This window comes from Pseudoalteromonas piscicida, assembly GCF_002208135.1.
Lineage (GTDB): Bacteria > Pseudomonadota > Gammaproteobacteria > Enterobacterales > Alteromonadaceae > Pseudoalteromonas > Pseudoalteromonas piscicida_A.
Genome location: NZ_CP021646.1, coordinates 1498638 through 1520861 on the forward strand (window position 1 = coordinate 1498638; position 22224 = coordinate 1520861).

General features: G+C 43.2%; 18 protein-coding genes. 15 read left to right on the plus strand and 3 right to left on the minus strand.

Translation table 11 applies throughout. From position 1 onward, the window contains the following. Positions 1-31: 31 nt before the first annotated feature. Together B1L02_RS07180 and B1L02_RS07185 are read left to right on the plus strand one after the other, a co-directional pair. Positions 32-580, plus strand: a complete 549-nt coding sequence (locus B1L02_RS07180; protein ID WP_010371740.1) for an HPP family protein — start codon at positions 32-34, stop codon at positions 578-580. 31 nt (positions 581-611) lie between these two features. Further along, a complete protein-coding gene (locus B1L02_RS07185; protein ID WP_010371739.1) occupies positions 612-1145 on the plus strand; it encodes a GrpB family protein in 534 nt (177 codons plus the stop codon). A gap of 112 nt (positions 1146-1257) precedes the next feature. Here B1L02_RS07185 and B1L02_RS07190 read toward each other — a convergent pair whose 3' ends face one another. Beyond that, positions 1258-3672 (minus strand): hypothetical protein, encoded by a 2415-nt coding sequence (locus B1L02_RS07190; RefSeq protein ID WP_088530483.1) that lies wholly within the window; start codon positions 3670-3672, stop codon positions 1258-1260. 74 nt (positions 3673-3746) lie between these two features. On the opposite strand from B1L02_RS07190, the gene B1L02_RS07195 reads away from it, so the two are divergent. Then, complete coding sequence (locus tag B1L02_RS07195; protein WP_088530484.1) at positions 3747-5492, plus strand: MFS transporter; 1746 nt, start codon at positions 3747-3749, stop codon at positions 5490-5492. Positions 5493-5582: 90 nt separating this feature from the next. Further along, positions 5583-6848 (plus strand): metal-dependent hydrolase family protein, encoded by a 1266-nt coding sequence (locus B1L02_RS07200; RefSeq protein ID WP_088530485.1) that lies wholly within the window; start codon positions 5583-5585, stop codon positions 6846-6848. Between the two features lie 178 nt (positions 6849-7026). Here the strand turns inward: B1L02_RS07200 and B1L02_RS07205 are convergent, their stop codons facing one another. After that, positions 7027-7290 carry a RebB family R body protein gene (locus B1L02_RS07205; protein ID WP_039495664.1) on the minus strand — a complete coding sequence of 88 codons (264 nt, stop codon included), beginning with the start codon at positions 7288-7290 and terminating at the stop codon, positions 7027-7029. A gap of 391 nt (positions 7291-7681) precedes the next feature. Here B1L02_RS07205 and B1L02_RS07210 point away from each other — a divergent pair, with 391 nt between their 5' ends. The 8 genes from B1L02_RS07210 (at position 7682) to B1L02_RS07245 (ending at position 15350) form a co-directional block, all read left to right on the plus strand. Then, on the plus strand, positions 7682-8986 hold the full coding sequence (locus tag B1L02_RS07210) for an NAD(P)/FAD-dependent oxidoreductase (RefSeq protein WP_088530486.1): 1305 nt from the start codon (positions 7682-7684) through the stop codon (positions 8984-8986). 463 nt (positions 8987-9449) lie between these two features. Continuing rightward, on the plus strand, positions 9450-10097 hold the full coding sequence (locus tag B1L02_RS07215) for a TetR/AcrR family transcriptional regulator (protein ID WP_088530487.1): 648 nt from the start codon (positions 9450-9452) through the stop codon (positions 10095-10097). Next, entirely contained in the window at positions 10094-11044 is a 951-nt protein-coding gene (locus B1L02_RS07220) for an HlyD family secretion protein (protein WP_088530488.1), read from the plus strand. The genes B1L02_RS07215 and B1L02_RS07220 overlap by 4 nt, the downstream gene beginning before the upstream one ends. Then, positions 11037-11969, plus strand: a complete 933-nt coding sequence (locus B1L02_RS07225; RefSeq protein ID WP_088530489.1) for an ABC transporter ATP-binding protein — start codon at positions 11037-11039, stop codon at positions 11967-11969. Before B1L02_RS07220 ends, B1L02_RS07225 begins: the two co-directional genes overlap by 8 nt. Further along, entirely contained in the window at positions 11953-13095 is a 1143-nt protein-coding gene (locus B1L02_RS07230) for an ABC transporter permease (protein WP_088530490.1), read from the plus strand. The genes B1L02_RS07225 and B1L02_RS07230 overlap by 17 nt, the downstream gene beginning before the upstream one ends. 62 nt (positions 13096-13157) lie before the next feature. Further along, the gene (locus B1L02_RS07235; RefSeq protein WP_088530491.1) at positions 13158-13784 is read left to right on the plus strand and encodes a LysE family translocator; all 627 of its coding nucleotides are present in this window, start codon (positions 13158-13160) and stop codon (positions 13782-13784) included. A gap of 49 nt (positions 13785-13833) precedes the next feature. Then, positions 13834-14634, plus strand: a complete 801-nt coding sequence (locus B1L02_RS07240) for an AraC family transcriptional regulator (RefSeq protein ID WP_088530492.1) — start codon at positions 13834-13836, stop codon at positions 14632-14634. A gap of 92 nt (positions 14635-14726) precedes the next feature. Then, a complete protein-coding gene (locus B1L02_RS07245; protein WP_088530493.1) occupies positions 14727-15350 on the plus strand; it encodes a LysE family translocator in 624 nt (207 codons plus the stop codon). 64 nt (positions 15351-15414) lie between these two features. On the opposite strand, the gene metG is transcribed toward B1L02_RS07245, so the two are convergent. Continuing rightward, positions 15415-17451 carry a methionine--tRNA ligase gene (gene metG, locus B1L02_RS07250; RefSeq protein ID WP_088530494.1) on the minus strand — a complete coding sequence of 679 codons (2037 nt, stop codon included), beginning with the start codon at positions 17449-17451 and terminating at the stop codon, positions 15415-15417. Between the two features lie 202 nt (positions 17452-17653). Between metG and apbC the strand changes: the two genes are divergently transcribed. The 3 genes from apbC (at position 17654) to B1L02_RS07265 (ending at position 22222) form a co-directional block, all read left to right on the plus strand. Further along, complete coding sequence (gene apbC / locus B1L02_RS07255) at positions 17654-18757, plus strand: iron-sulfur cluster carrier protein ApbC (protein ID WP_088530495.1); 1104 nt, start codon at positions 17654-17656, stop codon at positions 18755-18757. A gap of 2 nt (positions 18758-18759) precedes the next feature. After that, positions 18760-19344, plus strand: a complete 585-nt coding sequence (dcd, locus tag B1L02_RS07260) for a dCTP deaminase (protein ID WP_010371648.1) — start codon at positions 18760-18762, stop codon at positions 19342-19344. Positions 19345-19804: 460 nt separating this feature from the next. Beyond that, the gene (locus tag B1L02_RS07265; RefSeq protein ID WP_232003159.1) at positions 19805-22222 is read left to right on the plus strand and encodes an EAL domain-containing protein; all 2418 of its coding nucleotides are present in this window, start codon (positions 19805-19807) and stop codon (positions 22220-22222) included. Positions 22223-22224 lie beyond the last annotated feature (2 nt).

Below are 22224 nucleotides of genomic sequence, written 5' to 3' on the forward strand. Positions count from 1 at the left end.
CATTGATAAATCTCGAAGATTGTTAGGAAGCATGAAAGTTTACTTTAAAAGAATGGCCTCCAAAGGTGTGTGTCCTCCGAGAAAACCGCTTAAGAAAATCCTTTGGTCATGGGTTGGTGCAATGGTGGGGATCTTGTTGATTACGGTGATTTCTAACCTCGCTTTACCATATGGTGTTGGCAGCGCATTGCTCATTGGCTCTTTTGGTGCAACTGCCGTTTTACTCTATGGCGCTCCTATGGCAGAGTTCTCTCAACCGAGGAATTTACTGGGCGGGCATTTCTTTTCAGCTTTACTCGGCGTCAGCATTTTTATTTTGCTTGGAGAAGAGAGTCTGTTTGCAGCACCGCTTGCGGTATCGCTCTCAATTGTTGTGATGCACTTTACTCGAACCTTGCATCCACCCGGTGGAGCGACCGCGTTAATCGCCATTATTGGTGGTGAGTCTGTTCATAACTTGGGATATATGTATGCATTTTATCCCGTGTTGGTGGGGGCTCTGCTGATGCTATTGGTCGCGCTGTCTGTGAACAATATGTCGCGCAACCCCAAACGGCATTACCCAGTTTATTGGTTCTAACTATTTTATATAAAAATTTAAAAGGACAGGCATGTCAAAAATTGAATTCGTCCCTTACCAATTAGTCCCAGCTAGCTTTAATCCATGGCGTGAAATATTTGTTGAAGTGGCAGAAGAAGTGATGGTGGCATTAGCACACCCTGAACTTGAATTTCTACACTTTGGTTCAAGCTCTTTTAAGGTTGCTGGCAAAGGGATTATAGATATCTCTGTGTTATACAAACCCGGGAAATTAACACAAGCTGTTGAACATCTTAAAAATTTAGGCTTTAAAGATCAGCACAGCGATAATCCATTTCCTGATACTCGTCCGAGAAAAGACATCGCGGTGATGTATCAAGGTGAGTTGTTTCAAGTGCATGCTCATGCCATTGAAAAAGGGAGTGAAGAACATATAAAGCAAGAAAAGTTTAAAGCTTATATGCTCAGTAATCCTGACGCGCGTGCGGAGTATGAAACTCAGAAGCAATTAGTAATAGCGCAAGGTATAGCTTCTCAAGATGAGTATGGAAAAGCTAAAGCACCATTTGTAAAACGCACTTTGAAGGACATCCACTTTAGTTAACTTATGTTCGCATAAATCAGATCTTTATAGCTGTTAGTGTGAGGACAATGGATAAGACCTAACACTAACAGCCCTACTTTATTTGGCTTTTCAGACTTCCAATTAATTGTTTCTACAAATTGATTATTTTAACCAGCCTAATCGGTTCACCATCAACGTCAAACTCACCCGTGATCTCAAGTAATCCATTTTTCAATCCTTGTAACTTATCTACTTCAATTACTTGTGTTTGATAAGGTAAGAAAGTAACAGGCTGCTGCCAAAGTGAACCTTCATTTTGAAATGATTGAAATGGAGTAAAATCGACGCGTAATATACCACTCGATGCACCTGAATAGGGACCGGTTAGCGTGATGGTAATATTGTCACGAACAGTGACTTCCATTTTTACCCCATCAAAAGGTTTCTCTGACGTTAGAAGAGGCTTTTGTTGTGTTAGTCCGTTCCAACTAATCACTAAGTTCTGAAAAGTATGTTTTGGCAATAGAACACGATGTTCACCTGAAGCTAGAATTTTTTTGTAGTTACCGTAACTTAGCGCAACAGCATGCTTACTGGGGTTGTTGACGTAAAGATAGTGCATTCCATCAGAAAAATAGCTTTGGGTGTTGATACCACTTAGCGTAAATAGCGCATCGTCGCCAAGTGTTGATTGCCAACTTTGCATCAAGTGATTGAGGATTTTATTCTCAGTTTCAGTGACTGTCCTTGATTTCTGTTTGCTAAATATTTCGCGAAGTGGGGTCATATAGTCATTTAACTGAGCGCTATATTTCACACAGGTGTTAAAGGCTCTGCGAAGTAATGATGCACCTTTAAAGTGCCAGGGATTAGCGGTTTGTTCATTCGTGATCAAGTAATCATGCGCGGCAAAGTAGGGTGCTATTCTATGATTATTATTTCGGCCAAGAAGACTGATTTTTTGCAAGCTGAGCGCTGAAATGTCGATTTGGTTCAATTGTAATCTAGCCAGTTGCTCATGGTGTTGTGTTTTCATTTTAATAACTAGCACATCGTCCTGCTTTGAAAGCGTGAGCGCAAGTTGATGATACTGCTTGATATCCATGCGTAATTGCGGCAGCAGTGCGATAGACTTTGCGGGGAACAATGCTTGATTGCTTGAGACCGTTAACTTTACTCCTTCTTGAAGGGTAAATTGCAGCAAGTTATCTTTACTAAAATCAACTTCTTCAACTTTAGCGCGTCCAAGACGCGCATCTAAGCTTTGACTTGTTAAATCAGCGACTAACGCAACGCCAATTTCACCACGTTTAATCTGCTCCGGCTCGAAGTCAATTAGTGCCGCAACATTATTCTCATCAAGTGAGTTGATTAGAGGTGTTTTATCTGGTGCGGGAAAATCCATCACGGCATGTGTGGAAGAAAAGTGTGGATGAATGTCGAGACGATTAAGTGCTTTGCTTTCGGTATTTCTGAGCCAATATGTGGCACCGTTTTGCTCCCAAGGCCCATCGACAATATAAAAACTTGGCGTGGCAGAGCGCACAAATGCTGCAAACTGCTGTTCAAGCTGGAGCCAATTGGGGAAGGTCTGTTTTAAGAGTGCATTGGCAGTTGGCAAGGTGTTTTCAGAGTGAGGGTTTACGTCCATTAATTTGCCGATAAAGCGTTTAAAATATTGATATCGCTCAGGATCGCTCAATAAAAAATGCACGATAAAAAAGTTGAGTCCGCGTTTGAGTGATGGGTCATCATTGATTGCTTCGAAAGATGGCTGTCCATTTTGGTGATACTGCTGTAAACCTAAGTGCAGATAATTCATTGGAGCACGGTCGAAAACCATCACAGTTAACTGCTTTTTATTTGGATCATATACGTGGCTTGCAATGGCATCTGCCATCCCCTCAGTGATCCAATTAGGTGCCCAAGTTGAGTGACCGTTCAGAGCCATATGAAACGCATGCATGGTTTCATGGATCACGATGTAGCGCTGGTGATGCTGGCGATGACTCGGAAAGTTGTACCCTGCGCGGTTATAAAACATGGTTTCGCCACCAGCCGTTTTATGTACGCCGCGCAAAAAACCGTCGTCCAGCATGGCTTCTTTTGTACGTTGGCGTGAACTGCCATAAACGACAGCAATTCTCTTTTTATCAATCGCTGCAGGCGCCATACCAAACAATTCAACATAGTGAGGGTAAGACATTTCTAGTAATTCTAAATAGAGTTTTACTTTGTCCTCAGGAAAGTCACTTTTTAACGCGAAATGTTTACTCACCCACCAGTCATATCCCCTCGAGTTAGCTATTTTTCCATCGCTATAAGTGAGCGGAATTTGTTTACCAATATGTTGGATATCGATGTGTTTCAAGGTACTAACTCGGCCATTAACGCTTATTTCAGAGCGCATATCAGCGGGGCTAGGAATAGCGGCAATATCGCTTCGCGTAGTTTTACATCCGCAGAGTAAAGCAAGTATTGCAATTAGAGGAGCAAATCCTAGCCGCGGCTTTTGGATAGAGGGTATTCGCCAATAAAAGGTATGGAATAGATAAAATAAAGACATGATACTTTTCTCTCGTTATTATTTGTGTATATTGTATGCAATATAAAATAACAAAGATAACAGGTATTGTCATTATGCAAAATCAGCAGCAGTGGTGTGAACCAGATCTCAATGAGGCAAATCGCTCAACGTCGCCGTCTGGGTTTGGTCGAACTTTTTACATTGCGAATATCATGGAAATATTTGAACGGCTCGCTTGGTATGGCTTCTTCGCCGTGTCATCAATTTATATGACAACACCAAAGTCGCAAGGCGGTATTGGCTTTACTGATATAGAGCGTGGCGCCGTACAGGGGATTATTCCCTTCTTTTTATATCTTTTGCCTGTTGTAACTGGTGCGCTAGGAGATCGTGTCGGGTATAAAAGGATGTTCTTTTTTGCATTTTTGATCATGACGCCAAGCTATTATTTATTGGGACAGGCACAGAGTTTTTGGCCGTTTTTTGCTGCGCTGAGCTTTGTTGCGCTGGGCGCTGCTTGCTTTAAACCTGTGGTCGTTGGCACCGTAAGCCACAGTACAAACGATGGTAATCGTGGCCTTGGATTTGGGATCTTTTATACCATGGTGAATATTGGTGGATTTTTAGGTCCATTGGTTGCGGGATATATGCGCGCCATTAGCTGGGATGCGGTATTTATGATGTCGGCAGTTTGGATTGCCATAAACTTTATTCCCTTGATGTTATTTTACAAAGACCCGCAAACATTACCTAAAACCAAGCAATCTTTTACTCAAGTATTAAAAACCGCACAGTCGGTGCTGGGTAATACACGTTTAGCACTTACGCTGTTTGTCGCACTGGCGCTATTGATGTCAGCAGGGGTTGGTTTTACTGCCTACAGTCATGCGTTTACTTGGATTACAATATGGTTTGCGGCCAACTGGGTGTGGGACCGAATCCTAATAAATCGAGCGCCGAATAAAGCTTGGTGGCAACAACCGATGAAGGTAAGTAACCTGCCATTTGCGTTATATTTGTTAATCCTTGCAGGGTTTTGGACTGTTTATAATCAGCTTTTTTACACCTTACCTGTGTATATTCGTGATTATGCAGATACCCGCGATATATTGACGTTGTTTGGTGATTCCGGTGTCGCGTTTTTAGCGCACGTTGATATTGATAAGTTAACTGCTGCCATTTTTGTGCTGTTCAACGAGCTTAAGGAAAGCGGTGCGGTATCCATAGAAACCATTAGGCTGGAATGGGTTCATCTTAAAGTGAATGTCCCCCATGAGAAAATACAGTTGATACTGCAAACGCTAAATGCGCTTCACGATAATGGCCAGGCACTTTCTCAGCATCAAGCGCAAGCCCTTGCTGAACAACTCGTACAATATCGTCAAATCAATCCTGAGTATCTCATTAATTTAGACTTTGCAGCGATTGTGGTCGCACAAATTTTGGTGAGCTTTCTCTGTCAGCGATTTAGACCATTTTATGTGTTAGTCACTGGCTTAGTGGTGATGACGGTTGCGTTTATCGCATTACTTAGCGATAGCGATTGGCTCAGCGGTCAGCTCATTGTCACTTTCATACTGCTTATCGCGCTTGGTGAAATGCTTGCCTCTCCTAAAAGCCAAGAATATGTTGCGAGTATCGCGCCTCAATCTCAAACTGCACTGTATATGGGATACTACTTTGTTTCTATGGCGCTGGGATTTTTGTTTGCTGGATTTTTATCAGGTTGGAGCTATAAAGTGTTGGTGCAAGAAATGTCGGCACCAAAGTTAATGTGGGGACTATTTGCAGCTATCGCACTTATAACCGCCATTGCATTATTCTGGTTTCATAAAGTGATAATAGATAGAAAAACATAGCTTTATTGAAATGGGAACAGTTGTTGGTCGCGATCGGTTTGTTTGCAGGCCATATTCTTTCTACACTCAAGTAAAAAATGAGGAAGTAACATGAATAAGAGAATATGGATAAGCACGGCGCTCTTTGTTTCCAGCAGTGTGTACGCGCAAACGTATGTTTTAAATGCTGACTCTGCGATTGATGTGGTGTCAGGCAAGCTTATCTCACCTGCAACTGTGGTCGTTGAAGACAATAAAATTATCTCAGTCGGGAAATCAAATCGTAAAGCCTATCCAAAAGATGCAGAGGTGATAGACCTAAGTGGCCACACATTATTACCCGGTCTATTTGATATGCATGTCCACCTAACTTCAGACGCACATGTTCATGGCTACAAAAGGTTGCAACGCACTGCACCTCGTGCGGCAATTACTGGCGTTAGAAACGCCAAGCGCACACTTGATGCGGGCTTTACGTCTGTTCGTAACCTCGGTGCTGCCGGCTATGCTGACATCGCGCTGCGAGATGCCATTATTGATGGTGATGTATCAGGCCCACGTGTAAACGCAGCAGGCCCTTCACTTGGGATCACTGGCGGCCATTGTGACAACAACCTCCTAACTCATGAGCATAAGGTCTTTTCAGAAGGGGTGGCTGATGGACCTTGGGCAGTAAGGCAAAAAGTACGTGAAAATATTAAATATGGCGCTAACTTAATCAAGTTCTGTGCAACGGGTGGCGTACTATCCAAAGGTACTAAAGTGGGGGCTCAGCAATATTCTCAAGAGGAAATGACGGCGATTGTGACCGAAGCGCATTTACGCGGTTTAACGGTTGCTGCCCACGCGCACGGTACTGATGGTATCAAGTCTGCAATTAAAGCAGGTGTGAATTCAGTAGAGCATGTAAGTTTTGTTGATGATGAAGCCATTCAGCTAGCCAAAGATAAAGGCACGTACTTTTCTATGGACATCTACAATACGGAATATATCCTTGGCGAGGGCGAAAAGGCAGGTATTTTGCCTGAAAGTTTGGATAAAGAACGTAAGGTCGGTGCAACTCAGCGTGCTAGTTTTACAAAAGCGGTAAAAGCAGGCGTGAATATGGTGTTTGGCTCTGATGCTGGCGTTTATCCTCACGGTGACAATGGTAAGCAGTTTAGTCGCATGGTGAAATTTGGCATGACTGAGCTACAAGCCTTACAATCTGCCACTATTAACTCGGCGACGTTACTGAAGCAAAATACACAATTAGGCTCACTTGAGGTGGGGAAACTTGCTGATATTATTGCGGTTAAAGGCAACCCACTAAAAGACATTAGTGTGATGGAAAACGTCATCTTTGTGATGAAAGATGGCCAAATAGAAAAGCAATAATCTAGAGACTAGCGCAGAACTTGTTCTAAGTTCTGCGTAGACGTTATGAGAAGCTGGTTGGAATTCTTTTTTAGCCTCACTTTTGCTTGCTAGGCTGCCTTAGAGGTTATAAGGAAGCTTTCCTGCATTGCCCATAGTTTTACCTTACATTGACTCGGGGAATAGGGCGTGTTTGTTACTATCTGTAAATTTTCATAACAACCATTGATGCTGCAGTATCCACATTCATTAGGGTATTCACTCCCTGTGTCAAAGCCGCTTGAGCAGTGACATTGTTATTTTGTTGCGCATTGATAGCGTTATATGCAGCGTTTGACAATGCTTGGCTCACGGCAAGCATGAGCTTACTTGTTGCTAATGCAGGTGAGTCTCCAAGCACTTTAGCGTTTGTTTGAGACACTGAATCGGTAACTTGACTATTTACTGCAGTTGGAAATGCCATGTTTATCTCCTTTAAATAGCTGATACAAAAAGACACATAACCCGTGAAGTGCAGAGATATTATTCTCGGCTCAGAGTATGCTTACATTCAGTCTAGTCTCTATATTAGAAAGTGCATTCAACCTTAAAGGTTAGTACAACAATTATCTAGAACTGAATGTAAAATTGACCGGCTGGGGGGTGACCTTAGCCGTTATACGAACCGCATTTGTTGGTACAGAGAGTTGGGAAAATTGTCGATCAATTTTGGCGTTATCCCCTGACAAACGCGCTAAAAAGGCGCACAATGAAAGGTGTTGCCAGACAAGGTATTTCATGATGGATTTGAAATACCTAAGTGCTTTTTTAAGACCCTAAGAGTACTTAAGTATTATACTTTGAAGGGCAACATGATGAATACGCAACTTCCTAAAATCGTGATAGTCGGCGGTGGTGCTGGTGGTTTAGAACTGGCAACACAGTTAGGACATAAACTCGGAAAAAAACGCCAAGCAGAAATCTTATTAATTGATAAAAATCGCAGCCATATTTGGAAGCCGTTGCTTCATGAAGTCGCGACTGGGTCTATTGATGCTGACTTAGATGGAGTGGTTTATTCTGCCCATGCAGCAAAGCATTATTATCAGTTTCAACTCGGCAGTTTTAGCCGTGTAGACCCAACTAATAACATCATCACGTTGAGCGAATTAAAAGACGAACTCGGTCATCGTATTCTCCCTGAGCGCCAAGTCAGCTATGATTATTTAGTGCTTGCCATTGGTAGTATTAGCAATGATTTTAATACGCCAGGAGTAAAGGATCATTGCTTCTTTCTCGATTCAAATCAGCAAGCTGAGCGATTTCAGCATGCACTGCTCGACAACTTTACACGCTTACACCAAGACGATGACCTGAAGCACTCGTTAACCATTGGCATTGTTGGTGGCGGTGCCACAGGCGTTGAGCTTTCTGCAGAGCTATATCATGTGTCTGACATGTTGAAGATGTATGGGCTGAGTAAAATGACCGCCAAACGCCTTCGTATCGATTTAATTGAAGCCGGTCCTCGAATATTACCAGCACTACCTGAGCGTATTGCCAATTCAGCTAAGCGGGAGCTTGTGAAGCTAGGTGTCACGGTGCGAGAAGGTACTCAAGTAAAACAAGCAACGGAAGATAGTTTTATCACTAAAGAAGGGGAACAGCTAAAGGCCGACATCAAGGTGTGGGCTGCGGGGGTAAAAGCACCCGACTTTATTAGAGAGATTGGGCTGTTCGAACTTACTCGCAATAATCAAATTAAGGTAAATCAATACTTACAAAGCAGTGTAGATGAACATATTTATGTCATCGGTGATTGCTGTGCGTTTACTCAAGAAGATGGCACTCAAGTGCCACCGCGCGCTCAGTCTGCGCATCAAATGGCGCAATGTGTAGAGAAAAACCTTATCGCAACGCTAAAAAATCAACCTTTAAATAAGTTTACCTATAGCGATCACGGTTCCCTAGTAAATTTATCTCGTTATAGCACCGTAGGTAGTTTAATGGGGAATCTAACCAGCAATAGCTTTTTTATTGAAGGTACACTAGCGCGCTTTATGTATATCTCACTGTATAGAATGCATCAGCGCGCAATTCATGGTATCGCAAAAACCTTTGCACTATGGATAAGCGAAAAGGTGCTAAGAGTGGTACGGCCAAAAATGAAACTGCACTAAGTTAATCTGAACTTCAGATAATTAATGCCTTTCTAGCAACCAGTTTTAGCGCTAACTGCGTTGAATTCACGTCCAATAGCCAGCTATTGGTGTGTAAATGCGCCTTGCCTACAGGAGCTAGGTACCAGCGTGATAGAAGGGCACGAGAGCAGAGTTATCGCCAAAACTCTCTGGCTAAGTGAAGCAATTTTTAGCATTTCAAAAGCCGATGAAATTCGGCTTTTTGCTGTGTTTACTTCGCTATTTGAATATCAACTATTAAGTGACTATCCACGATAATGGACTTGTAATCACGTCATAAGTTACTCAATTTGTGTGCCTGTCCACGAAAAGGTCAGATAACCAATGAAAGCTTGATGTAGATTAGTGATTAATCATTTCCTCTTTTTTGATTAACGAAAGCTGTCGTGAAGCTTGCGCATTTGTCCTAGTATATTAATCAAGTGATTAATGGAGCTGAAACATGACAAATAAGCTAACGGAAGCCGCTGTTACCCCGAGAGAAAAGCTCATCACCGCTGGTAAATGTTTGTTTATTAACCGCGGATATAATCGAGTCACGACCAGAGCAATTGCGGACCTTGCAGAGGTTAACATTGCTTTGATTAAGTACTACTTCGGCGATAAAGCGGGGCTGTTTGAAGCGGTCTTTCGCGAAGTTGCAGCACCTCTACTGAGCTTGCTTGAAGGGATGAAAAAATCACAGTTACGCGAACTCTCACCGCTCATTTTAACTCAGTTTATAGAGCGCTACTTTCAGGTGATGAGCCAATCCCCAACGCTACCTAAGATCATTTTTATGGCACTACATGATACACACTCTAAAGAGCATGAAATCATAAAAAAGATTTTCTTTGAGCATGTAGAGAACGGTGTCAGTACCTTAAACTCGACCTTTCAAACGCTTTCGCCTGTAGAGCCCATTCGAGCTGAATGGTTACTTTTAACCTGCCTTGGCTTGTCGGCGTTTCCTTTTTTGGTGCCACCTGTGATGCAGCCGCTACTTGGTATCGAAAACTCGGATACTGAGCTGTGGCGCACCCTTGGCAAACATCAGCAAGCTATTTTTAACGTGTTTCTATCCCAGCATATTGAACGGAAAACATCATGAAAACACCGTTTTACATCATTAGTTTTGTGTTACTGACGCTTTTGGTTGGTTGCTCTAAACCCGAGCGTAAAATCTTCGGCATTATCGAACGACCTCAGGTGCAGATCAGCAGCCCAACCGGAGAGTTATTAGTTGAGTTGCTGGTAGAGCGCGGCGATAAAGTGGTAAAAGGACAGCCACTGGCGAAAATCGATGACGTGGTGCAGCAACAACAGGTTAATGCCATTGAACAGCAAATCTCGCGCTTGCAAGCGCAATATCGATTGTTACTCTCAGGCACCCGAGTTGAGCAAGTCAAACAAGCCAAAGCAAGGGTGCATGCAGCACAAGCCGCTTGGGAAGAAGCTCAGCGGCAACTTGTTCGACAGAGGCAGTTAATCAAAGACAAGTTGACCTCTCAAGATAGGGTGGATACCGCCTCTGCCAATGTTGAGTCGACACTTGGTATTTTGCAAGAGGCCCAAGAACGTCTGAAAGAGCTTGAAAATGGTACGAGAGAGGAGACAATTGAGCAAGCAAAAATCGCAATTGCAGAAGCACAAACACAGCTAATTATTGCCAACAAACAGCTCGCTGAGCTTACCCTTAAAGCACCCACTTCCGGCATTGTCGAAGATTTACCTTGGCTTGTTGGTGAGCGTCCCATTAAAGGTGCACCGATTATTTTGCTGGCTGCTGACGACAAAACATTCGCTCGGCTTTATCTACCGCAAACCCAGCTTGCTAAAGTCTCTTTGGGAAGTGTGCTAAACGTGCATTTCGATGGCAGTGATAAAAGTCTACAAGGCACCGTCAGCTACATTAGCCAAAGCGCGAGCTTCACGCCTTATTTTGCACTTTCACAAGAGGAAAGAGCACGTTTGATGTATGTGGTGGAAGTGGTGCTCACTGATAAAGTGACTGTCCCTTCAGGCACGCCGGTATGGGTGAATCTGCAAAATGACTAAGGAAATCGTGATCCAAAGTGAAGGTTTGGGTAAGCAGTTTAACAACTATTGGGCAGTTTCTGACCTAGATCTTACCGTAAAACAGGGGGAAATCTACGGTTTTCTAGGGCCAAATGGCTGTGGAAAATCAACCACAATCCGGATGTTGACTGGACTGTTAACGCCAACTACAGGTCATGTCAGTATTATGGGAAAGGATGTCCAGGCACATGGTGAAAGCTTGCGTAATCGATTAGGCTACATGACGCAAAAATTCTCCCTATATGAGTCGCTAAGTGTGCTGGAGAATCTCGAGTTTGTGGCGAAAATTTATGGTTTATCACGCAATGATGTTAAGCATAGAGTGGCTGAGCTGCTACAGGAATACCAATTAGAAGATAAAAAATCGGTGCAGTCCGGTGCGTTGAGTGGTGGACAAAAACAGCGACTTGCACTTGCTGCCGCAGTTATTCATGAACCAGAGTTGCTCTTTTTAGATGAACCGACGTCAGCGGTTGACCCCGAAAATCGACGCGCATTTTGGGAGCAGTTATTTAGTTTAAGTGCACAGGGCACGACCATTTTAGTGTCTACCCACTATATGGACGAAGCTGAGCGTTGTCACCGCCTTGCTATCTTAGAGCAAGGCGTAAAGCGTGCGGATGATAGTCCGATCGCACTGATGGAACAGTTAAAGGTTTCTGTGTGCGAAGTTGTGGGTGACGACGTCGCGGAGTTAAAAACACGTCTAGCTTCATTACCCAGTGTGATTTCCGTCTCCCAAATAGGAGCTCGCCTTAGGGTGTTGATAAACAAAAAAGAATCACAACCTTTGGCATTATTGCGAGCTGAATCTGGAGGTGGTTACGAAGTGGATTTCACTCGCGCTAACCTCGAGGATGTGTTTGTAACGAGCACTGGGAGGGGCTATGCTGAGCTTGCGTAGGTTAAATGCCATCGTCAGTAAAGAGTTTATGCAGCTGGCACGCGACCGTATTACCTTTGCGATGATTGTGATGTTGCCATTGGCGCAGCTGTTGCTATTTGGTTATGCAATTAATACTGATGTAAGACATGTTTCCGCAGGTATTGTAGATTTTAGTCAGACTTATCAATCCAGACAGTTGATCCAAACCGCAGCCAACACTCAAGTTGTTGACTTTATTGGCTATTACGATTCAATTGCAGCGGCTGAGCAGGCCATTACTAGAGGAAAGGTGAATACCGTGTTGGTTATTCCTGCTGATTTTGTGCGTCGACAGCTAAATCGTGATTATCAACTAAGTGGCTATAAGGTGGGTAATAGTACAGCGCAGAATCGCGTTGCGCAGTGGTTGATTGACGGCTCCGATCCGTTATTAAGTGGTGCCGTGGCAGGGCTCAGCAAGTTGCCAACTAGCATCAAAAGGTTACCTATGCCTGCACTGCCAGATCCAGCTTTTGCGCTGCAAAATTACTTTAACCCAGAGAAACGTTCGTCAGTTAATATTATTCCCGGTTTGATTGCTATTATATTAACGATGACGATGATCCTATTTACCTCCTCAGCGCTGGTTAGAGAGCGTGAGCAGGGTAATATGGAATTTCTTATCACCACACCGGTTCGGCCAACCGAACTAATGTTAGGTAAAATTCTACCTTACATTCTTGTTGGCTTTATTCAAATGGCGATAATACTATTTTTAGGACATTGGCTATTTGATGTACCGCTCAATTTTGATATGCCAAGTCTACTTATCGTGACGTTGTTGTTTATCACCGCGAGCCTTACCTTGGGACTGCTGATCTCCACTAAAGCCAAAAACCAATTGCAAGCAATGCAAATGACGGTCTTTGTGTTACTGCCTGCAATATTGCTATCAGGGTTTATGTTCCCATTTGCCGCGATGCCAAGAGCGGCGCAATACCTTGCAGAGATCTTACCTGCCACACATTATGTAAGGTCGATCCGAGCTGTAGTTCTTCGAGGCGCGCACTTTAGCGATTTGTATTTTGATTTACTCTGTTTGGTCGCCTTTAGTGTGATTGGCTTTATGATTGCGACGATGCGCTTTAAAAAGCGATTAGATTAGTTGTGTAAATATGTAGGTACTGATAGCTTACAGTGAAGTGTTGTTTTAAAAGGAAAATTTTGATGGACTTGCAATCTCTCGCCGTGTTTGCGGTAGCGTGTCTCGCGATTAACCTCATCCCTGGTCCCGATGTGATCTATATTGTGTCCAACACAATGAAAGGCAAAATGTCAGCAGGGCTAAAGGCTGCGCTGGGTTTAGGCACCGGTTATTTCATTCATACTATCGCTGCCTGTGTAGGGTTATCGGCGATTATTTTGAGCTCAGCTTTTGCGTTTAGTGTGGTGAAGTGGCTCGGCGCTATTTACCTAGTTTATTTGGGTGTTCAGTCGTTATTATCAATGTGGCGTGGCGATAGCCAACTGCAGGTAAAGCAAACCGAGGTTGCAGCAGGCAACGTCTTTATGCAGGGGGTATTAGTGAGTGTTTTAAACCCTAAAGTGGCGCTGTTTTTCCTATCTTTTTTACCACAATTTGTTGACCTTTCAGCACAGTCCACCTCGCTGCAAATTTTAATGCTCGGCATGTTGTTTAGTGCCTTGGCGACACTTTGTAACTTGATCTACGCGGTAGCCGGAAGCTGGCTATTCAATCGTCCTAATGCTAAGCGGTACTCTCGTGCTCTTGAAGGTGTCTCGGGCGTATTGCTGCTGGGATTGGCTGGAAAAGTTATCGCGAGTGAGAAGTAGAGTAGTCAAGGGTGACCAAACAAGGTAAACCAATGTAGTAGAGTTACACGTGGAAAAGTCTAAAATCTGGAAAGACAAGTCTGTTGAGGGTGTCGAGCTTTTATCAGCACAATATACTAAGTTTGAGTTTGCTAAACATTGGCATGATGAGTTGGCCATTGGCGTGATAGAAGAAGGTGCTGAAGGTATTCTCTATGGCGGGCAAAAGTTAATTGTGCCTAAACATCACGTTGTTGCTATCAACCCTTCTGAAGTGCACACCGGATTCCCTGGTGTGCCAAGTGGGTGGCGCTATCGAATGTTTTATTTTGATCTCGCATTTCTACAGCGACTTTTTGACAATATGAGTGTGCACTTAGAGCCCATTGTTAATCGCACCATCATTGATGATAATCGTCTATTTTTAGGTTTATTGCAGCTTCATCAAGCCATGGAGCAAGCCAGTTTCACACTGACAAAAGAGTCGTTGTTGCTGATGACTTTAGAAAAGGTGTTTACTCAGTATGGCTCAGTGACAAACCCTGAAAACACTGCTTTTATTGATACTCACAGCGTGTTTCGTGCAAGAGATTACCTTTTTGATAACTGGCAAGAAAATATTTCACTCGATGAGTTAGAGTGTTTAACGGACAGCACTCAGTTTCAATTAATTAAAGGCTTTAATTCTGCATTTGGCCTGACTCCACACCAATTCCTCCTGCAAATTAAAATCCAAAAAGCCAAGCTGCTGCTTGCTAAGGGCATGACGTGTGTAGACACGGCACTAACCTGTGGCTTTTATGATCAAAGCCATTTTAGTCGCAACTTTAAGCGGGCATATGGGGTATCACCATCTAATTACAGGTGCTGATATCTAGGCCTTTGGCTTATTTCAATTTTGTACAAGAACATGCCTTGCGATTTCTGTACTTTGTGTGCTTTCACAAAGGAGAAGTTTCAACCATGAGTTTGTTTATCATTTGGTTTAGTGCCATGTTCCCGTTAGTTTTTAGTCCAGGACCTGCAAATATCGTATTTGCCGCATCAGGTGCCAATGTCGGAGTGAGGCGATCACTAGGACTCTTGGCCGGAGTTGACATTGTGTATATTCTAAAGTCGCTGCTGGTGGGGTATGGTCTTGGCAAAGTCGTTGAGTCTCACCCCATGGCTTTGAATATTACGCAATTGATAGGTGCAATATACCTTATTTATCTGGCAACGAAGTTTTTTGCCGCGACCAAGAACATTTCAGCAAATGATAACAAAAAACTAGGTTTTATAGATGGGGCGTTGCTGCAAATATTGAATAGCAAAGGATGGGTATTAGTCTTTATTATGTTTACGCTTTTTAGTGGGCAAGCAAATGATACCTTCGGCGTGTTGGGCAATTTAATTCTGGTGTTATGGCTTGCGATACTCAACATTTCGGTGCATTTGGTGTGGATTAAAGCTGGTGATTTGTTGGCGCGAGTGTCGAATGACCCAAATTATAATAAATGGTTGAATCGGTTTTACGGCGGCTGTTTGTATCTGGTCGCGGCTTGGTTAATTTTCGATAATGAAATTTGGCGCGAAGGTTTGATCTGAGCAAAAATAAAGGCAGGCTTCTAAATAGAAGCCTGCCTTTATTTGTATACAAGTAATAGGGTGATTACATCACTCGCATGCCAGGCTGTGAGCCCTCGTCTGGATTTAAGATGTAAATTTCTTTACCACCAGGGCCTGCAGCCAACACCATGCCTTCTGACATACCAAAACGCATCTTGCGAGGTTTTAGGTTTGCAACCATTACTGTTAACTTGCCGATAAGATCTTCAGGTGAATAAGCAGACTTAATGCCAGCAAACACCTGGCGCGTTTCACCACCTAAATCAAGCGTAAGTTTAAGAAGTTTATCTGCACCTTCAACATGCTCTGCGTTGGCAATTTTTGCGACACGCAGATCAACTTTGGCAAAATCATCGAATTCGATTTCCGCAGCGATTGGCTCTTTGGCAAGTGGGCTATTCGGAGCTGCTGCTACAGATTGACCACCCACTTTCTTTTCAAGACTTTCTTTAGACGACTCGATCATCGCATTCACTTTATCAAGTTCAACACGCTGCATCAGTGCCTTAAACTTATTGATTTCATGATCAACAAGGGCGTTGTCAACGCTTTCCCAACTTAGCTCAGTGTTCAAGAAAGCTTCTACATTTTTCGCCATACCTGGAAGGATTGGCTTTAAATAAGTCAGTAATACGCGGAATAGATTAAGACCCATAGAGCACACTTGATGTGCACGCTCAAGCGTCTCTTCATTCTTAGCTAGCACCCAAGGCGCTTCGGCATCAATAAACTGGTTTGCTTTGTCAGCAAGTGTCATGATCTCACGCACTGCGCGGCTGTACTCGCGGTTTTCAAAGTGTGTCGCGATTGAATTCTTTGCAGCAACAAAGCTATTTAGTAGCGCTTCGTCCATGACAGAGCCGCTTAGCTTGCCGTCAAATTTCTTAGTAATAAAGCCTGCGCAGCGACTCGCGATGTTTACCACTTTGCCCACTAAGTCTGAGTTTACGCGTGCCGCAAAATCTTCTAGGTTAAGATCTAAATCCGTGACGCCGCTGTTTAGTTTAGCTGCGTAGTAATATCTTAGATACTCAGGATCTAAATGCTCAAGATAGGTACGAGCCTTTACAAAAGTGCCTTTTGACTTAGACATCTTTGCGCCATTCACGGTGACAAAGCCGTGAGCGAATACGTTATTTGGTTTACGGAAGTCGGCGCCATCTAGCATTGCAGGCCAAAACAGGCTGTGGAAGTAGATGATGTCTTTACCAATAAAGTGGTAAAGCTCAGCGTCGGAGCCTTCACCCCAAAACTCGTCAAAGTTTAGACCTTGTTTTTCGCAAAGATTTTTAAAGCTCGCCATGTAACCGATTGGCGCATCTAACCAAACATAGAAATACTTGCCAGGCGCACCAGGGATTTCAAAACCAAAATAAGGGGCATCGCGGCTGATATCCCACTGCTGCAAGCCGTCTGCAAACCATTCGTCGAGCTTGTTTGCCATTTCTGATTGCAAACTACCTGAGCGCAGCCATGTTTTTAGCATGTCTTCGAATGCAGGTAAGTCAAAGAAGTAATGTTCTGAATCTTTCAAGATGGGTGTCGCACCAGACATCACCGATTTTGGCTCAATCAATTCTGTTGGGCTGTAGGTTGCGCCACAGGCATCACAGCTGTCGCCATTTTGATCTTCAGACTTACAAGTTGGGCAAGTGCCAGTAACAAAGCGATCGGGTAAGAAAATGCTTTTCTCTGGGTCGAATAGCTGTGAAATCGTGCGCTTTTTGATATAACCTTTTTCGTCTAAACGAGTGTAGATTAGCTCGCTTAGTTCACGGTTTTCGTCACTGTGTGTGCTGTGATAATTATCAAACTCGATATGGAAGTCGGCAAAGTCACGCTGACGTTCGATGCTCACCTGCTTCACCATTTCTTCAGGTGTGATACCTTGCTTCTGTGCATTAAGCATGATTGGCGTGCCGTGAGCATCGTCTGCACATACATAATAGGCTTCATGGCCTTGTAGTTTTTGGAAGCGAGCCCAAATATCGGTTTGAATATATTCCAGTAAGTGGCCTAAATGTGTTGGGCCATTTGCGTATGGTAATGCACTGGTAATGAGAATTTTTCTCTTCGTCATAACGATTCCATGAATTTAGCGCGATCTTTCTAATTGATGGTGTTGAATTGGTTGATTATTCACCGAGTTGACACTTGAATGGACAAGCGTGCTGAGTGACTTACCTTTGTTCAGACCATGAACCGCGAATTGACTGGTTTTAATGAGTTGAATGTTACATAATTCCGTGGCTATTTTCATCACCCAGAGGAGTTTAATTTGTATGTTTGGACTGGAAAAATGGTTTGCCAAGGGAAAAAACACCAAACAAGCAATCATTGAGCTTTTAAATGGCTATCGTAGTGCCGCATTACCAGTGGGAATTGACGCAAATTGGGTGATCAAAACACAAGAGTCAAAAACGCAAATTCAAGTACAAATTAATTTTCCATTTGCCATCCAATGTGACCAAGACATTGCCAGCTATCTGCAACGACACTTAGGCAAGCCCGTTGAGGTGACGTCGAAAGTTGTCGTTGTCGGTCGACCAAAATTTAAAACCATTAAACATATTATCCTTGTTGCCTCAGGCAAGGGCGGTGTGGGTAAGTCAACCACAGCGATTAACCTTGCGTATGCGCTGCGCGCTCAAGGTGCTAAGGTTGGTGTGCTAGATGCTGATATTTATGGCCCTTCGCTACCTAGTTTACTCGCTCTAGAGGACGAAAAGCCTCAGGCGAAAGATGATAAAACCCTACTACCAATTGAAAAGTCGGGCATTATAGCCATGTCTATCGGCTTTTTGGTCCCAGCAGAGGACGCCACTGTTTGGCGAGGACCAATGGCTTCTCAAGCGCTTACTCAATTGTTAAATGAAACGGATTGGGGTGAGCTGGATTATCTGATTGTTGATATGCCACCAGGCACGGGAGATATCCAACTTACTATGACGCAAAAAGTGCCGGCGAGCGGTGCGGTGATTGTCACCACGCCGCAGACCTTGGCGCTCGCGGATGCACAAAAGGGCATTGCGATGTTTGAAAAAGTGCAGCTTCCCATTTTAGGCTTGGTCGAAAATATGAGTTATTTTAATTGTGAGCAATGTGGCAGTCGCAACCATATTTTTGGTCATTCTGGTGGCACCACATTGGCAAGTCGCTATGGCGTACCTTTGCTTGCGGAAGTACCGCTTAACGACCAAATCAGAACCGCAACAGAGCGGGGGGCAGATATCATTGCCGCGACTCGCGAGCCTAATTCAGAAAGTAAGACTGACAATCATGGTATAGCAGATCACTATGTTGATTGTGCCCAACTGATTGCCAGTATGTTATATTACCAATCAGACTCAACATCGGGTGTTGAGATTGTGATGACGGAAGACTAAGAATGAGATTATCGGATACCCATATTCGAGAAGCGATTGAACAACAACGCATAATCATCGAACCTACACCTAAACCAGATATGATTTCAGGCGTTACCGTGGATTTAAGACTAGGTAATAAGTTTAGAGTGTTTCAGGACCATGCTGCGCCTTATGTTGATCTCAGTGGTCCTAAAGATCAGATCAATGCTGCGATGGAATCCATCATGAGTGATGAAATTGTGCTAGAAGATGGGCAAGCGTTTTTCTTGCATCCTGGTGAGCTTGCACTCGCAATGACGTATGAAAAGGTGACGCTACCTGCCGATCTGGTTGGTTGGTTAGATGGCCGCTCGTCGCTTGCAAGATTAGGTTTAATGGTTCACGTTACCGCGCATCGTATTGACCCAGGTTGGTCTGGAAATATTGTATTAGAGTTTTATAACTCAGGTAAGTTGCCTTTGGCACTGAGGCCAAACATGAAAATAGGTGCGATGAGCTTTGAAACGATGACAAGTGCTGCGCAATTCCCTTATAACGAGCGTAAAGACGCTAAGTATAAGGATCAAAATAGTGCTGTTGCTTCTCGAATTAGTGACGACAGTTAATTGAATAGGTAGGCGAGAGGATTTGTGTGTAAATGGTTGGCCTATTACAAACAAATCTGACGCTTAGCTTGGGAATAACAGCGGCTAGAGAACAAGTTGTTATTCCGAGTTTAGACTAGTCCCTCAGCTTACCTAAACGGCTAGCCATCTCTATATTTTTGATCCCCCACCAAATAGTCATAACGATTTAAATTCAATAATATTTTTGCATTTGCTTTGATCCAAACCATACTTACTGTGATGCGTTTTTTTATGTTGTCGAGCCAAAGCGCTGTGAAACTAATCAGATGCAAGAGACAAGTGCAATAGATATTAGTGCGCGAACGACGTTGCCTCTTGATGGACAAAAACAACCTAATAGCCAACGGTGAGGGTTGGTGTTTTTTGAGCGTTATCGCTTGGTTTTTGCATAATGAATAGGCTGACAAATCACCGTCAAAGCGATTCAAGGAGAATGGGTATGTGGCTTAGCGCTGCTAGGTATGCCACGCTGATGTTTACGATAATTATGTGTTGCATCTTTGCGATGTTGGCTTCTGCTGAAACCCAGTTGGCCGCAGAAGTCTTAGAGGCAAGGCCATTAATTTCAGTAGGCTATGGCGACTTTTCCAAAGCCCAATTCATTGCATCGCAAGAGACCGTAATTATTCCGAAGGGTGTTGCAGTTTGGCTTCGAGTAACAAATCTCGTTCGCGGCAATATGTCAGACCAAGTGTTGACAGTCGCACGGCCATCTATGGGGAGTGTTGAGTTTTTCACGATTGATTCTGGTGGAAAGTTAATTCAAATCTCTACAAGCAATATTCATACATCATTATCACACTTTTCCCCCCATTTAGTGATTGATGCAAATAGTCACCTTGAGCCGATAATTGTTAAAGTTCAATCTCCCTATGTTTCCTTGTCTAGAGTGAGTATCAAGCCATACGAAGCATATATAGAAGATACTAATGCCCATCTATTTTTAACTGGGTTATTTCTAGGGATAATGTTTTTGCTGAGTATTTTCATGCTCAGTACTGGCATTATTTCGAAACGCGCGAGCTTGCTTTCCGTTAGTGGTTATTTGCTGTCATTAGCCTGTTTATATGTAACCCATAAAGGACTTGCTGATATCTTTTTCAGCTACCAAAATAGTATTCATTTTTTACATTACAGTGGGAGCTTTGTGTGTTTCGCACTTGGCTTCAGCCTTTTGTTTTTTCATCACTTCCTGACTAAAAATAGGCTTGATAGAAAGATTAAGCTAACCATCAAGACGACTGCTTATGTTTATTTACTCAGCGGTATTGTAGTGGCGTTTGCGAAAGTGGATTTACCGTTTGCGCTACAATCAATAATGGTTATTGGTGCGATTGTATTAAGTACAATGATCTTGGTAAGCCAAGATAAAGACAGTCATAAAGAGGTTTATTTTTGCTGTGCAATTTGGTCTCCGATGGTGGCGGTATTAATTGGCTTTGCTGGGAGCCAATTAATACAACCAAGTGAGCAAATATCAATCATAAACCATGTGTTGATCAGCCTACATTTAATGCTCTTGTTACTGTTTGTGGTTTGGCATGATGCGGAAAAGCGGCGTATGTATATTCATTACGCTGAGTTTGATAAAGAAACGGCGCTGCCTAATAAATTCGCCTTGTTTAGCTCGCTCGCTAAGTTTGAGGAGCAAAATAAGGCGCACACATTGTTACTTTTTAAACCACTGATCCTGCCATCAATAAGATTGAGCTTTGGTTTAACCTTTGCAAATCAGCACATCAATAAGCTATTCAAAGAGGTCTCCGAGCAGATCAATACTTATGGTAGCGCTGCCGTCGCAAATAAAGGGAACACACCCATTTATCGCCTCGAAGATCAAGTGTTTGCCATTGTGCTTGATGGTAAAATTGAGGTTAGTCAGGTCGAGCAATATGTATGCATTTTATCTGCTGTATTCGAAGAAGGGGTTGGGTACAAAGACACGCAGATTGTCGATAGTTTAGAAGTCGGGGTGGCGAATTATCCAATGCATGCAAAATCCACTGAAAAGCTTATCCAGCGCGCACTGCAGGCACTGAATACTAAGTCACATAATGGTCAGCGCTGGCATCTATTTGACGTTGAAAGCTCGATTTCTACTGAGCGACAATTAAAGCTCACCTCATTTCTTAAAAGTGCCATAGAACATGAACAGTTTAGTTTATTCTTTCAGCCTCAGGTAGATCTCAGGACTGGAAGGGTATTTGGCTCGGAAGTGTTACTGCGATGGCTTCACCCTGAGCTTGGTTACATACCACCTGATGAATTTATTCCGATTGCGGAGTCTTCAGGGCAAATTTACGAGATCACAGAATGGGTGATTGAACATGCACTTAATTATCAAGCTGAGATAACAAAGTTACTGCCTGAGCACGTTATTTCAATCAATGTATCTGGCCGTGATTTGAGTAGAAGAGAATTGTCGGTACAGCTTATTACACTTATCAATGAATTATCACTCGCTCCTTCTCAAATAATGATAGAGATCACGGAATCTGTAACGATTGGAAAAGAAGCTGAGCTTAAAGGCGTGTTAGATGACTATCGTTCAATCGGTGTAAAAGTGGCGATAGACGACTTTGGTACTGGATATTCTTCACTTGCATACTTGAGTAAACTTGGATTTGATGAACTTAAAATTGATAAAAGTTTCGTGATGGATATTGAGACATCCAAGAGCAATCAAACTATTTGTAAGGCGACGTGTGATATGGCACATAGCTTAGGCTCAAGAGTGGTGGCTGAGGGGTTGAAGATATCAATAGCTATATTCGTCTGCAGGCCTATGGTTGCGACTTTGCACAGGGCTATTTTATTTCACGTCCGTTACCGTTTAGCGAATTTAAGAGTTGGCTAAGT

Bases quoted from the DNA above. Each gene is read 5' to 3' on its own strand.
- B1L02_RS07245 (WP_088530493.1), top strand. From the start codon at position 14,727: ATGAGTTTGTTTATCATTTGGTTTAGTGCCATGTTCCCGTTAGTTTTT.
- B1L02_RS07215 (WP_088530487.1), top strand. From the start codon at position 9,450: ATGACAAATAAGCTAACGGAAGCCGCTGTTACCCCGAGAGAAAAGCTC.
- B1L02_RS07185 (WP_010371739.1), top strand. From the start codon at position 612: ATGTCAAAAATTGAATTCGTCCCTTACCAATTAGTCCCAGCTAGCTTT.
- B1L02_RS07265 (WP_232003159.1), top strand. From the start codon at position 19,805: ATGTGGCTTAGCGCTGCTAGGTATGCCACGCTGATGTTTACGATAATT.
- dcd (WP_010371648.1), top strand. From the start codon at position 18,760: ATGAGATTATCGGATACCCATATTCGAGAAGCGATTGAACAACAACGC.
- B1L02_RS07180 (WP_010371740.1), top strand. From the start codon at position 32: ATGAAAGTTTACTTTAAAAGAATGGCCTCCAAAGGTGTGTGTCCTCCG.
- B1L02_RS07235 (WP_088530491.1), top strand. From the start codon at position 13,158: ATGGACTTGCAATCTCTCGCCGTGTTTGCGGTAGCGTGTCTCGCGATT.
- B1L02_RS07200 (WP_088530485.1), top strand. From the start codon at position 5,583: ATGAATAAGAGAATATGGATAAGCACGGCGCTCTTTGTTTCCAGCAGT.
- B1L02_RS07230 (WP_088530490.1), top strand. From the start codon at position 11,953: ATGCTGAGCTTGCGTAGGTTAAATGCCATCGTCAGTAAAGAGTTTATG.
- B1L02_RS07210 (WP_088530486.1), top strand. From the start codon at position 7,682: ATGAATACGCAACTTCCTAAAATCGTGATAGTCGGCGGTGGTGCTGGT.
- B1L02_RS07205 (WP_039495664.1), bottom strand. From the start codon at position 7,290: ATGGCATTTCCAACTGCAGTAAATAGTCAAGTTACCGATTCAGTGTCT.
- B1L02_RS07190 (WP_088530483.1), bottom strand. From the start codon at position 3,672: ATGTCTTTATTTTATCTATTCCATACCTTTTATTGGCGAATACCCTCT.
- B1L02_RS07220 (WP_088530488.1), top strand. From the start codon at position 10,094: ATGAAAACACCGTTTTACATCATTAGTTTTGTGTTACTGACGCTTTTG.
- B1L02_RS07195 (WP_088530484.1), top strand. From the start codon at position 3,747: ATGCAAAATCAGCAGCAGTGGTGTGAACCAGATCTCAATGAGGCAAAT.
- metG (WP_088530494.1), bottom strand. From the start codon at position 17,451: ATGACGAAGAGAAAAATTCTCATTACCAGTGCATTACCATACGCAAAT.
- apbC (WP_088530495.1), top strand. From the start codon at position 17,654: ATGTTTGGACTGGAAAAATGGTTTGCCAAGGGAAAAAACACCAAACAA.
- B1L02_RS07225 (WP_088530489.1), top strand. From the start codon at position 11,037: ATGACTAAGGAAATCGTGATCCAAAGTGAAGGTTTGGGTAAGCAGTTT.